Annotated in this window: 14 protein-coding genes; 6 read left to right on the forward strand and 8 right to left on the reverse strand. The window is 72.3% G+C overall.

All coding sequences use genetic code 11. The annotated features are described in order from the left end of the window. Positions 1–4: 4 nt before the first annotated feature. Positions 5–1,132 (forward strand): alpha/beta hydrolase family protein, encoded by a 1,128-nt coding sequence (locus OG584_RS27725; protein WP_405781847.1) that lies wholly within the window; start codon positions 5–7, stop codon positions 1,130–1,132. A gap of 99 nt (positions 1,133–1,231) precedes the next feature. Further along, on the forward strand, positions 1,232–2,599 hold the full coding sequence (locus OG584_RS27730; protein ID WP_405781849.1) for a hypothetical protein: 1,368 nt from the start codon (positions 1,232–1,234) through the stop codon (positions 2,597–2,599). A 110-nt stretch (positions 2,600–2,709) separates the two neighbouring features. Here OG584_RS27730 and OG584_RS27735 read toward each other — a convergent pair whose 3' ends face one another. After that, positions 2,710–3,105 carry a VOC family protein gene (locus OG584_RS27735; RefSeq protein ID WP_405781850.1) on the reverse strand — a complete coding sequence of 132 codons (396 nt, stop codon included), beginning with the start codon at positions 3,103–3,105 and terminating at the stop codon, positions 2,710–2,712. 208 nt (positions 3,106–3,313) lie between these two features. Here OG584_RS27735 and OG584_RS27740 point away from each other — a divergent pair, with 208 nt between their 5' ends. From OG584_RS27740 to OG584_RS27750, 3 genes are all read left to right on the forward strand, one after another. After that, on the forward strand, positions 3,314–4,912 hold the full coding sequence (locus OG584_RS27740; protein WP_405781852.1) for an ABC-F family ATP-binding cassette domain-containing protein: 1,599 nt from the start codon (positions 3,314–3,316) through the stop codon (positions 4,910–4,912). A gap of 397 nt (positions 4,913–5,309) precedes the next feature. Beyond that, on the forward strand, positions 5,310–5,531 hold the full coding sequence (locus tag OG584_RS27745; protein WP_006123601.1) for a helix-turn-helix domain-containing protein: 222 nt from the start codon (positions 5,310–5,312) through the stop codon (positions 5,529–5,531). Positions 5,532–5,655: 124 nt separating this feature from the next. Continuing rightward, positions 5,656–6,447 (forward strand): enoyl-CoA hydratase/isomerase family protein, encoded by a 792-nt coding sequence (locus OG584_RS27750; protein ID WP_405781854.1) that lies wholly within the window; start codon positions 5,656–5,658, stop codon positions 6,445–6,447. A 38-nt stretch (positions 6,448–6,485) separates the two neighbouring features. On the opposite strand, the gene amaP is transcribed toward OG584_RS27750, so the two are convergent. The 5 genes from amaP to OG584_RS27775 are packed head-to-tail and all read right to left on the reverse strand — an operon-like array spanning position 6,486 to position 8,777. Continuing rightward, on the reverse strand, positions 6,486–7,064 hold the full coding sequence (amaP, locus tag OG584_RS27755; RefSeq protein ID WP_405781856.1) for an alkaline shock response membrane anchor protein AmaP: 579 nt from the start codon (positions 7,062–7,064) through the stop codon (positions 6,486–6,488). Positions 7,065–7,071: 7 nt separating this feature from the next. Beyond that, the gene (locus OG584_RS27760) at positions 7,072–7,728 is read right to left on the reverse strand and encodes a DUF6286 domain-containing protein (protein ID WP_405781858.1); all 657 of its coding nucleotides are present in this window, start codon (positions 7,726–7,728) and stop codon (positions 7,072–7,074) included. Continuing rightward, positions 7,725–8,069 carry an Asp23/Gls24 family envelope stress response protein gene (locus OG584_RS27765; RefSeq protein ID WP_405781859.1) on the reverse strand — a complete coding sequence of 115 codons (345 nt, stop codon included), beginning with the start codon at positions 8,067–8,069 and terminating at the stop codon, positions 7,725–7,727. Before OG584_RS27765 ends, OG584_RS27760 begins: the two co-directional genes overlap by 4 nt. Further along, positions 8,066–8,257 (reverse strand): hypothetical protein, encoded by a 192-nt coding sequence (locus OG584_RS27770; protein WP_266858302.1) that lies wholly within the window; start codon positions 8,255–8,257, stop codon positions 8,066–8,068. The genes OG584_RS27765 and OG584_RS27770 overlap by 4 nt, the downstream gene beginning before the upstream one ends. A gap of 28 nt (positions 8,258–8,285) precedes the next feature. Continuing rightward, positions 8,286–8,777, reverse strand: a complete 492-nt coding sequence (locus OG584_RS27775) for an Asp23/Gls24 family envelope stress response protein (protein ID WP_405781860.1) — start codon at positions 8,775–8,777, stop codon at positions 8,286–8,288. A 93-nt stretch (positions 8,778–8,870) separates the two neighbouring features. Here OG584_RS27775 and OG584_RS27780 point away from each other — a divergent pair, with 93 nt between their 5' ends. Further along, the gene (locus OG584_RS27780; protein WP_405781862.1) at positions 8,871–9,566 is read left to right on the forward strand and encodes a hypothetical protein; all 696 of its coding nucleotides are present in this window, start codon (positions 8,871–8,873) and stop codon (positions 9,564–9,566) included. A gap of 75 nt (positions 9,567–9,641) precedes the next feature. On the opposite strand, the gene OG584_RS27785 is transcribed toward OG584_RS27780, so the two are convergent. Together OG584_RS27785 and OG584_RS27790 are read right to left on the reverse strand one after the other, a co-directional pair. Continuing rightward, a complete protein-coding gene (locus OG584_RS27785; protein WP_405781863.1) occupies positions 9,642–10,397 on the reverse strand; it encodes an SDR family oxidoreductase in 756 nt (251 codons plus the stop codon). Between the two features lie 4 nt (positions 10,398–10,401). Continuing rightward, on the reverse strand, positions 10,402–12,201 hold the full coding sequence (locus OG584_RS27790; RefSeq protein ID WP_405781865.1) for a glycoside hydrolase family 15 protein: 1,800 nt from the start codon (positions 12,199–12,201) through the stop codon (positions 10,402–10,404). Positions 12,202–12,210 lie beyond the last annotated feature (9 nt).

A 12,210-nucleotide genomic window follows, 5' to 3' on the forward strand; every position in this document is an offset into this window, starting at 1 on the left:
AGGAGTGCGCCCGGCAACCGCGACGGCAACGGCCGTCACCACTCTGATCGGCGTCGGCGCGGCCGCGGCAGCGGCCGCCCGGCTGGCAGGCGACGCCGCGCTCCGGACACCGCACGGCAGGGCCCTGCCCGCCGAGCCCCGGCTGTCCGTACACGCGACGGCCCCCGGCCGGATCACCCTGACCAGATGCCTGGCCTCGCTGCGCCCCGGCGTGTACGGCCTGGAGGGGCCGGGCGTCCACGCGGTCGTCGGGCCGGTGATCGACGGCGGATCGGACACCGCCGACACGGTCGTGCGCCGACTCGACCGCGTCACCTACGGCACGCCGGCGCCCGGCACCAAGGCGCGGCTCACCCCGCAGGTGTACGTCGGCGACCCGCGCTCCGCGCTCGGCATCGACTACGCCGACGTGGACATTCCCGGTGAACTCGGCGCCTCTCCGGCCTGGTTCGTGCCCGGTCCCCGGCCCACCTGGGTGATCACCGTGCACGGCCTGGGAACCGGCCGGGAGCAGCCCATGAACGTACTGGACTTCCTGCACCGCCAGCAGTTCCCCGTCCTCGACATCTCCTACCGCGGGGACCCCGGGGCCCCCGCGGCACCGGGCGGCCTCGGGCACCTCGGAGCGTCCGAGTGGCGCGACCTGGACGCTGCCATCCGCTACGCCGTCGGCCACGGGGCCGAGCGCGTCATCCTGCACGGCTGGTCCACCGGCGCGTCGATGGCCCTCCACGCCGCCGCGGGCTCCGGCATGCGCGACCTCATCAGCGGTCTGGTACTCGACTCGCCGGTTCTCGACTGGGAGGCCACCCTCGGTGCGCTGGCCTCGGCCCGGCGCACCCCGGCCGCCCTGGTGCCGCTGGCGGTACGGGCCGCCCAGGGGCGCACGGGCCTCAACGGCGACCGGCTGCGCTCCGCCGCCGACCCGCGGGGACTGACCGTACCCACGCTGATCCTCCACGGTCCGGACGACCGGGTGGCCTCCTGGCAGCGTTCCCGCGAACTCGCCGCCGCCAAGCCGTCGTTGGTGGAGCTGCGGGCCGTCCCCGGCGCCCCGCACGGGGCGATGTGGAACGCGGACCCGGCCGGTTACGAGGAAGCCATGCGGCGCTTCCTCACCCCGCTGATGTAGCGGTCCGGGACGCCCCGCCCGCTCGGGTACGCCCTGCGTCAACCTGTAGTGAGGGGTTCCGTTTGGGCTTTCGGCCTGTCAGGGGCAAGACTGCTCCCCGTGACGTCCCGTAACCCGCGCGACTCCAGACTCCGCCTCGTCCGCCCCCGACCTCTGGTCACGGCCCGCCGCGTCGTGAGCAACCGGCCCATCCGCCCCGCGCCGCGCCCGCCCGCCGGTACCCCGGCCCCGGCAGAGCTGGCCCGCCAGGCCAGGGCCGTCCTCGCCGACGCCGTGCGGATCGCCCACTGGGCCGGGGACACCCGGCCGGTGCAGGGTGGCGGCGCGCTCGCCGCCGCCGCTGCCGAACACGCCGTACGTGCCCTCTCGTTGACACCGGAAGCGGTCCGCGCGGGCTGGGACCGCGCCCGGCTCGCCGGACTCGTCGAACTGCACGGGGACATCGCACGGCCCGGGTGGCGACTGCGCGCCTGGGCCGGCGACGACAGTGCGGTACTGCGCGGCTGGGTGGCCCTCTTCGACGCCTGGTCGATCGTCCACCCGGCCGCCGGCGACGTCCCGGCCACAGCGGTGGCCGAGGTCGTCGAGGCCGTACCGCAGGTCCTCTCGCTCCTCCAGCTGTCGGCGGGGCCCGTGACGGTGCCGGCGCTGCTGGACCTGCTCCAGCAGCGCGTCGCCGAACTCCACGAGGAGCGCTGCGAGGTCCCTTACGGCCCGCAGCCGCAGCCCGTACCGGCCATGGACGTGCCGCTGCCCGCGCTCCTCGACTGGGCGCTCCGGGGCCTGGCGGCGGTCGGCGCGCTGACGCTGGCACCCGGCCAGGCGACGCTGACGCCGCTCGGGAACTGGGCGGTCTGGGTCAAGCTGGAGCAGATCTGCGTCGCGGCGCAGAGCCCGGCGGGCAATATCGAGCAGCGCGCCGACGACATGCTGCGCGGCTGCGCACAGCTGACTCCGGGCCCGGCCCGCGCCGAGTACCGGGCGTGGCTGGCCGCCCGTACGGTCGGCAGCGCCGTCACCGAGCTGCTCGATGTGGCCCGCGGGGACGACGCCCTGCTGCGCGGTCTCGCCTTCGAGGCCCTGCGGGTGGTCGGCGCACCCGCCGAAGCGGCCGTACGCGGCGCCGCCGGCGAGAGCTCGCTCCGTCCGTACGCCGTCCTCTGGCTGGCGGAGTACGAGGGCGCCGACCCCGAGGACGCGCACGACGCGCTCACCCGTGCCGAGGCGACCTGGCTCTGGGTGGACACGGCGGCGGCCGTCGCGGACCACGGCGAGAGCACCCTGCTGGTGCGCCACCTGGAATCGGCGGTGCAGGGCACGGTCCCCGCACTGCTCGAAGAAGTACAGGCCGTGGGACACCCGCGCACCGTGCAGGTGCTGGTGGCGCTGGCGGCCGCGCACCCGGACCCGGCCCTGGCCAAAGCGGTGCGCCGGGCCGCGTTCCAGGTGCACACCGGGGGCGTCTGAAGGCTGCCCCGCCGTGACGTCGCTGCCGCCGGTCACCCGGCGGCAGCGACCTCACGGCTCCGGTGGGCCGGTGGCAGGGCGGAGGGAGCGGCCCCGCCGGCGTCTGCGTCTCAGGCCGCGGTGCCCGGCAGATATGTGCCGAAGCTCCAGACGTTCCCCTCGCCGTCGCGCGCCATGTAGTCGCGGGAGCCGTAGTCCTGGTCGGTCGGCGGCATCAGGATCTCCACGCCGTGTTCCACCGCCTGCCGGTGATGGGCGTCGGTGTCCTCGACGGCGACGTAGACGGCGACGGGGCCGCCCTTCGCCATCGCCTCGGCGAAGACCCCCTCCCGGCCCCGGGTGCCCAGCATCACCATGCCGTCGCCGTAGGCCAGCTCGGCGTGGAGAACCGCGCCGCTCTCGTCCTCGTACACGGCGACCTCGGTGAAGCCGAACGCGTCCTTGAGCAGCCGGACGGCCGCCTTGGCGTCGTCGTACAGCAGCGTCGGGCTGATGGTGGCAGCCATGCCGGACACCTTCCGTTCCGTTCGCCTTCCGGCGGGTTGATTTATCCTTTTTGAGTAGTTCGTCTCCCAGTCTGGCACCGGGGCCCGGCAGAGTGCTCGCACGGCACCGTTAGACTGGGCCCCATGGCATTTCTCCTTGTGCATTAGCCGGCGTCGAAGCAACCCTCCGCCTGCCCTTCCGCCGTCCACACCGCCCTGGAGTTTTACCGTGATCACCGCTTCCGGCATCGAGCTGCGCGCCGGCGCCCGCATCCTCATCGAGTCCGCCTCCTTCCGCATCGCCAAGGGCGACCGCATCGGCCTCGTCGGCCGCAACGGCGCGGGCAAGACGACGCTCACCAAGTGCCTCGCGGGCGAGGGAGTCCCCGCGGGGGGCACCATCACCCGCTCCGGTGAGGTCGGCTACCTCCCGCAGGACCCGCGCACCGGCGACCTCGACGTCCTCGCGAGCGACCGCATCCTCTCCGCCCGCGACCTGGACTCGGTCCTGCGCAAGATGCGGGAGAACGAGGAGCGCATGGCGCACGGCCAGGGTGCGACCCGCGAGAAGGCGATGAAGAAGTACGAGCGCCTGGAGACGGAGTTCCTCACCAAGGGCGGGTACGCCGCCGAGGCGGAGGCCGCCACCATCGCCGCCGCGCTCGGGCTGCCCGACCGGGTGCTCGGCCAGCCGCTCCACACGCTCTCCGGCGGTCAGCGCCGTCGCGTCGAGCTGGCCAGGATCCTCTTCTCGGACGCCGACACCCTGCTCCTCGACGAGCCCACCAACCACCTCGACGCCGACTCCATCGTCTGGCTGCGTGACTACCTGAGGAACTACCGCGGCGGCTTCATCGTGATCTCCCACGATGTCGAACTGGTCGAGACGGTCGTCAACAAGGTCTTCTATCTGGACGCCAACCGCACCCAGATCGATGTCTACAACATGGGCTGGAAGCTCTACCAGCAGCAGCGCGAGGCCGACGAGAAGCGGCGCAAGCGCGAGCGCCAGAACGCCGAGAAGAAGGCCGCCTCCCTCAACTCGCAGGCGGACAAGATGCGCGCCAAGGCGACCAAGACCGTCGCCGCGCAGAACATGGCCAAGCGCGCCGACCGGCTGCTCGCCGGTCTCGAAGCGGTACGGGTCTCCGACAAGGTCGCCAAGCTGCGCTTCCCCGATCCCGCGCCCTGCGGCAGGACCCCGCTGATGGCGGAGGGCCTGTCCAAGTCGTACGGCTCGCTGGAGATCTTCACCGATGTCGACCTCGCGGTCGACAAGGGTTCGCGCGTCGTCATCCTCGGCCTCAACGGCGCGGGCAAGACCACACTCCTGAAGCTGCTCGCGGGCGCCGAGAAGCCCGACACCGGCGAGGTCATCGCGGGCCACGGGCTGAAGATGGGCTACTACGCCCAGGAGCACGAGACCCTGGACCCCGACCGCTCCGTCCTGGAGAACATGCGCTCCTCGGCACCCGACCTCGACCTGGTGCAGGTCCGCAAGACACTCGGCTCGTTCCTCTTCTCGGGCGACGACGTCGACAAGCCTGCCGGGGTCCTCTCCGGCGGCGAGAAGACCCGGCTGGCGCTCGCCACCCTCGTCGTCTCGTCGGCCAACGTGCTCCTCCTCGACGAGCCCACCAACAACCTCGACCCGGCAAGCCGCGAGGAGATCCTCGGGGCGCTGCGCACCTACAAGGGCGCGGTCATCCTCGTCACCCACGACGAGGGCGCCGTGCACGCGCTGGAGCCCGAGCGGATCATTCTGCTGCCCGACGGCGTCGAGGACCTCTGGGGCCCGGACTACGCGGATCTGGTCGCCCTGGCCTGATCCGGCGAGTGCCGGCGGCCGGTCCGTCCGGTCCATGGCCTGATCCACTCGCTGATCCACCGGCAGATCCACTTCGGATGGATCATTCGGCCTACGCGTGATCCTTCATCTGAGTGAGCCGCTCTCATACCCCGGCGTGTCCCGCACCGGCGTGCCGCTCCGGGGCTTCGCGCGGGCCTGCCCCGTGCTGACGCTGCCGGCCCGCCTCTGACCAGCGGATTCGTGCTCGACGGCCGTGCTGGGTGGGCGCTGCGGATGCCGGAATGGCGCGATCCGTTCCGTGGAGTGAGCCGGGACACACAAATCCCTGTCGCACGGACCTTGCCGAATGGGTGGCCAGGAAGCCCGGTAGGGGTGATCATGAGAGTCCAGAGCGCACTTCCTTGAGGAGGCACGGGTGGCCGAGACTCTGAAGAAGGGCAGCCGGGTAACCGGCGCCGCGCGTGACAAGCTCGCGGCAGACCTGAAGAAGAAATACGACTCCGGTGCAAGCATCCGGGCGCTGGCCGAAGAAACCGGCCGCTCCTACGGATTCGTTCACCGGATGCTCAGTGAGTCCGGTGTGACGCTGCGTGGCCGCGGTGGAGCAACGCGGGGCAAGAAGGCCGCATCGGCCTGACGGGCCCCCGTAGTCCGGATCGCGGGTTCACCGGTTCGTCACGGTGGCCACCCGGTCGGCCGAAGGGCCGACGGGGTGGTTACTGTGCAGTCACTTAACTGTCTGCACCGAACCGGGAGACCCGATGACCTCGCTCGACTACGTGCTCGACAAGGACGGCGTACGGCTGACCGTCGAGGACGCGGTTGCCACGGTGACACTGGCCAACCCCGCTAAGCGCAACGCCCAGTCTCCCGCTCTGTGGCGGGCGTTGACAGAAGCGGGACGGTCACTGCCGGGCAGCGTCCGCGTCGTGGTGCTGCGCGGAGAGGGCAAGTCCTTCTCCGCGGGCCTGGACCGTCAGGCGTTCACGCCCGAAGGTTTCGACGGTGAGCCGTCCTTCCTCGATCTGGCACGCGGTGATGACGCCTCGCTCGACGCGGCCATCGCCGAGTACCAGGAGGCGTTCACCTGGTGGCGCCGCACCGACCTGATCACGATCGCCGCAGTCCAGGGCCATGCGATCGGCGCCGGGTTCCAGCTCGCCCTGGCCTGTGACCTGCGGGTCGTCGCCGAGGACGTGCAGTTCGCCATGCGCGAGACCAGCCTCGGACTCGTCCCCGACCTCACCGGCACGCATCCGCTGGTGGGGCTCGTCGGTTACGCGCGGGCGCTGGAGATCTGTGCCACCGGCCGCTTCGTGCACGCCGACGAAGCCGTACGTACCGGCCTCGCCAACCTGGCGGTTCCCGTCGACGAGCTCGACGGAGCGGTGACCGACCTGGCGGCCGCTCTGCTCGCGGCCCCGCGCGACGCCGTCATCGAGACCAAGGCCCTGCTGCTCGGAGCGCCGGACCGCACCTACGAGGAGCAGCGCACAGCCGAACGCGCCGGACAGGCCCGCAGGCTGCGCGACCTGGCTGGCCTCTCCGACTGAACGCCCTTCACCGGGAACCCCTCATGTACGGGAACCCCTCACGACACCCGCTGCGCGCGGTGCTTCGCCGCGCGCAGCCGGACCTCGGCGGGCAGCTTCGCGAAGCCCGCCGATTCACGGGCGTGGGCCAGGGCCCCGGCGGTGAGTTCCGAGAGCGCGGACAGCGGCTGTGCGTGCGCCGCGAGGACCAGGCCCACCCGCGCCCCGGGGGCGGTGCGCCGGCCGGTCAGCCTGGCGGCGGCACGGTCGACGCCGTGCAGCGATTCGGCCTCGGCCGCCATGACGTTCTCCAGGGCCCGGCCCCTGAGCCGGGCGCCGTGACCGTCGCCGCTGTCCACCAGCACCTCGGAGAGACGCGAGCGCCGCAGCTGGGAGAGCAGCCACCACAGAGCCAGCAGCAGGATGACCGCGAGCGCCGCGATGACCACGGGCCACCACCAGCCCTCGCCGCGCCACTTGGTACGGCGAGCCGTGCTGAGCAGGACGTCGTGCGGCCCGTTCCAGGGCCACCACGACGGAACGGAGAGGTTGAGGCCGGCCGCCAGCACCGCACCTCCCAGCGCGAGCAGCACCAGCCCGGCGAGGGCGAGCAGCACCCGGTTGACCGTCTTCAGCATCGCGGCTTCACCCCTTCCTGGCGGGACGGTGGACGCGCACGGAGAGCCGGGGACGCGACGCGAGCCCCAGCCCGTCGATCCCCGCAGCCATCGCGCTGTCCAAGTCGTCCCGTACGTCGTCGAGTTCGCGGAAGTGCGAGCGGGCCCGCACCTTGACCTTGGCCCGCTTCACCTTGATCTGCGCGGACTGCACGCCGGCCACCTCCATCGCGCGGTCCCGCAGCACCAGCGCCGCCGCGTCCCGTTCGAGTCCCGCCTTGACCTGCGGGCTGTCGCGCCGCATCGAAAGAAGCGAACGCAGCCCCGGCGTGAGCGCCAGGATGAGCAGCCAGAGGCCGATGGCCATCACGACCCCGGCGAAAACCTTGATCCAGACACTGTCGAGGGGGCGTGTCGCCAAATCGTCGGCGACCACATGGCGCCAGTGCATCGCGGGGCGCCCGGCCCGGACCGCCGACACGTCGTACAGCAGTACGCCGGCCACGGCGATCACCACCAGTGCGAGCAGGGCCGACGGTGTCCTGCGCCGCGACCAGAAACGTCCCGCCCGGCCACCCGAGCCGGGTTCCGGGGCGTACACCGTGGCGGAGCCGGGCCGGCTCGGACCGGCCGGGGCCTTCTCCGTGACGGGAAGCCGCTGGGTCCTGTCGTCCGCTTCGCTCATCGGGCCCTCCCCCCGCCGGCGCCGCGGGTCTGCTCCGAGTGCAGCCGCTCGATCTGTACCGCCACCTCGGGCACTTCCATGCCCGCCAGTGACTCGACCCGCTGGGCCACCCGGCTGCGCACCGCACCGCACTGGGCGCCGATGTCGGACGGGTAGCCGAGATCCAGACTGACCCGCACCCGCGCACGGGAGTCCTGCACCGTGACCGTGGCGTGCGGGGCGGTACCGCCGTCGGGCACCGTGCCGATCGCCTCACGCGCCGCCTGCGCCGCGATCTTCGACACGACCCGGTCGGCGATGCGGGTCGAACCGCGTTCCGCAGGCGCCACCTGACCGGTCATCGCCGCCCGTCGCCGTGGTCGCGGCCGCGGAAGAAGTCGCCGGCCTCGAGGTCACCGTCGGCGAACTTGCCCGCGACGAAGCCGATCGCTCCGAGGGCGGCGACCAGAAGAAAGGCTCCGAAGCCGCCGAAGTACCCGGCGAAGCCAAGTGCCATACCGACCAACAGGCCGACCACAGCCATACTCATCGTGCGCTCCTAAGCCGAAGGTACGTGGTTACTGAAGTCGGGACTCCGGCTCTTCGTCGTCTTCCTCGTCGGGCAGCTTCACGTCGCTGACCGCGATATTGACCTCGACGACCTCAAGTCCCGTCATGCGCTCCACAGCGGAGATGACGTTCTCCCGCACATCACGGGCGACCTCCGCGATCGACACGCCGTAGTCGACGACGATCTCCAGGTCGAGCGCCGTCTGGACCTCGCCGACCTCGGCCTTCACCCCGCGCGACACGGACTTGGTGCCGCCGCCGGGGACCCGGTCGCGCACCGCGCCGAAGGTACGGGAGATGCCGCTGCCCATCGCGTGCACGCCCACCACGTCACGCGCCGCGAGACCGGCGATCTTCTCGACCACGCCGTCCGCGATGGTGGTCCGGCCGCGGGAGGCGGGGTTGCCGCCGCCGCGCTTGGCCGTGTCGGGCCTGCGGGACTCCTGGCCCGGTCCGTTGCCAGGGGTCTCGGACTGGTTCTGCTGCGGGGTCTCACTCATCGCCGTACGTCCCTCTCCGAGCGGTAGCGGATTCTGTACCCACGGTAGGTGTGCTTTCCCGGTTCCGCGCCGGGAATGCGGCAGGGTGGACGCATGACGGGTGACGGATCGTTGGGGCACGATGGGTTGGCGCAGGCCGTCCGCAGCAGGCTCGGACTGGGCAGGCTGCTGCCGCTGGGCGGTGCGGCGGACGGGGCATGGATCGCCGAGGAGGCGGCCGCGGCGGTGCTGCGGCGCGCAGCGGACGGGCTGCCGGGGACCGCGCTGGGCAGGCTGCGGATCGCTCCGGTGGAGACCGCAGCGGTTGGCGGTGCGGTGGTTCCGCCCCCGCCGAGCGCCCTGCTCCCCGGACCGCTTCGGGTCGAGGCCGAGGTCGAGGGGGTGCTCGGGGGAGAGTCGCTCCCGGCGGCGGTGGAGCAGCTGCGGGCCGCGCTGTTCGGCGCTGCCGCCGAAGCGCTGGGGCTAGGCGTGACCGAGGTGGACGTACGGGTGACGGGGCTGCTGGACGCCCGGCCGAATCCGTCGGCGGCGGTTGGGCCGGACAGGGGAGCCGCGGCTGTACGGGGCCCCGAGGCGCAGGCCGCGGCAGCCGTCCCCGGCGTCGCACACCTGACCGGAGCGCTGGGCGCCGCTGTGCACCGCACCGACGGTCATGTCCGGGTGGAGCTCGCGGTGTCCGCCGGGCGACGGGCCCTGGATGTGACGGGGGCGGTGCGGGCGGCGGTGGGCGCTGTGGCCGGGGCGGGCCGTACGGTGGCCGTGCTGGTCACAGCGGTGGAGCTGCCCTGACCGCCCCTGCCCTGACCGCCCCTGCTCTGGCCCGGCCCCTGTCCGGGGCCGGGCCGTCCCTCAGGGGCCGGGCGTTCAGAAACCGTGCCGGGAGCCGCCGTCGACCGGCAGCATGACCCCGGTGAGGTACGAGGCTCCCGGCGACAGCGCGAACGCGGCGACCCTGCCGAATTCCTCGGGCCGCCCGTACCGCCGCAGCGCAACCCCCGCCTCGGCCTTCGCGCGCGACGCCGCCGGATCGCCGCTGAGTGTGTCCAGCTGCCGCACCCGGTCCGTGTCGATGCGGCCCGGCAGCAGTCCGACGACCCGGATCCCGCGCGGGCCCACCTCGTCGGCGAGCGACTTGGCGAAACCGGCCAGACCGGGGCGCAGGCCGTTGGAGATCGTCAGGCCCGCGATGGGTTCGTACACCGAACCGGAGAGCACCAGGCCGATGACGCCGCCGTCGGACAGCTCGCCCGCCGCGGTGCGCGCGAGCCGTACCGCGCCCAGGAAGACGGCCTCGAAAGCGGTCCGCCACTGCTCGTCGGTGTTGTCGGCCGCCGAGCCGGGGGCCGGGCCGCCGACGCTGATGAGGATGCCGTCGAAGCGTCCGAACCGCTCCCGTGCGGTGGCGATCAGCCGGGCGGCGGACTCCGGGTCGCCGTTGTCCGCCGCCACCCCGATGACGCCGGGACCGAGCTCGGCCGCCGCCGCGCGCGCCGTCTTCTCCTCACGCCCGGTGATGATCACCTTTGCGCCGTCGGCCGCCAGCTCACGGGCGGATGCGAACCCCAGTCCCCTGGTGGCCCCGGTGACGATGTAGACGCGGTCCTTCAGTCCAAGATCCATGCTCCTATCCTGCATCCTCCTCGGGCGCGCCCAGCGCGCGGGCCAGCGCGAGAGCGGTGTTGACCAGACCGATGTGACTGAACGCCTGCGGGAAGTTGCCGAGCTGGCGTCCGGCCACCGGGTCGTACTCCTCGGCGAGCAGCCCCACGTCGTTGCGGAGAGCCAGCAGCTTCTCGAAGAGGGCCTCGGCCTCCTTCACCCGGCCGGTCATCCGCAGCGCGTCGGCCAGCCAGAAGGAGCAGACCAGGAATGTGCCCTCGTCGCCCGGCAGGCCGTCCACGGCGGGCCCCCCGGTGCTGTAGCGGCGTACCAGGCCGTCGTGGCTCAGCTCCGCGTACACGGCGTCGACCGTGCCGATCACCCGGGGGTCGTCCGGCGGCAGGAAGCCGACCTGGGGGATGAGCAGCGTCGCCGCGTCCAGTTCGGTGGAGCCGAACGACTGGGTGAACGTGTTGCGCTCCGGGTCGAAGCCCTTGTCGCACACCTCCTGGTGCACCTCGTCGCGCATCCGCCGCCAGCGCTCCACGTCCCCGTGCAGCTCCGGGTCGGCCTCCAGCGTGCGTACGGCCCTGTCGGCCGCCACCCACGCCATCACCTTGGAGTGCACGAAGTGGCGGCGCGGGCCGCGCACTTCCCACAGCCCCTCGTCCGGCTCACGCCAGCGCGCCTCCAGGAAGCCGAGCACGGCCAGCTGGAGGCTCCAGGCGTGCGGCTCGCTGGCCAGACCCGACGTGCGGGCCACGTACAGGGAGTCGATGACCTCGCCGTAGACATCGAGCTGCAGCTGGTTCACGGCTCCGTTCCCGGTCCGCACCGGCGCGGATCCCTCATGACCGCGCAGCCAGCCCAGCTCCGTCTCGGGCAGCCGCCGTTCGCCCGAGAGTCCGTACATGATCTGCAGGTCCTCGGGGCTGCCCGCGACCGCGCGCAGCAGCCAGTCACGCCAGGCCGCGGCCTCGTCCAGATAGCCGCAGGCCAGGAGCGCCCCGAGGGTGAGGGTGGAGTCACGCAGCCAGCAGAACCGGTAGTCCCAGTTGCGGACGCCCCCGATCTCCTCCGGCAGCGAGGTGGTCGGGGCGGCGACGATGCCGCCCGTCGGGGCGAAGGTGAGGGCCTTCAGGGTGATCAGCGAGCGGATCACGGCTTCGCGGTAGGGCCCCTGGTACCGGCAGCGGGACGACCACTCGTGCCAGTCCTCCAGAGCGTGCTCCAGTGCTTCGTACGGGTCGACGAGAGCGGGCCGCGGTTGTTGCGAGGGGTGCCAGGTGAGCACGAACGCCACCTTCTCGCCCGCGGCTACAGTGAACGACGAGCAGGTGGAGAAGTGGTGGCCGTAGGTCTTCACCTCCGGCTCGCTGCGCAGCCACACGGAGTCCGGGCCCGCCACCGCGACCCGGTGCCCGTCCGAGCGGCGCATCCACGGGACGACCGAGCCGTAGTCGAAGCGCAGGCGCAGCGTTCCCGCCATCTCCACCTCGCCGGACACGCCTTCGACGATCCGCATGATGTCCGGGGCGGTGTCGCGCTGCGGCATGAAGTCGGTGACCTTGACGGTGCCGGTCCCCGTCTCCCAGACCGACTCCAGGACGAGGGATTCGTCCAGGTAGCTCCGCCTGGTGCAGGCGCCCGCTCCGGCGGGGGCGAGGCGCCAGTGCCCGTTCTCCTCGTCGCCGAGCAGGGAGGCGAAGCACGCGGCCGAGTCGAAGCGGGGCAGGCACAGCCAGTCGATGGAGCCGTCCTTGCCGACCAGGGCGGCCGTCTGCAGATCGCCGATGAGGGCGTAGTCCTCGATACGTTGGTTCACGATGTGGCG

The organism is Streptomyces sp. NBC_00859 (assembly GCF_045161865.1).
GTDB lineage: Bacteria > Actinomycetota > Actinomycetes > Streptomycetales > Streptomycetaceae > Streptomyces.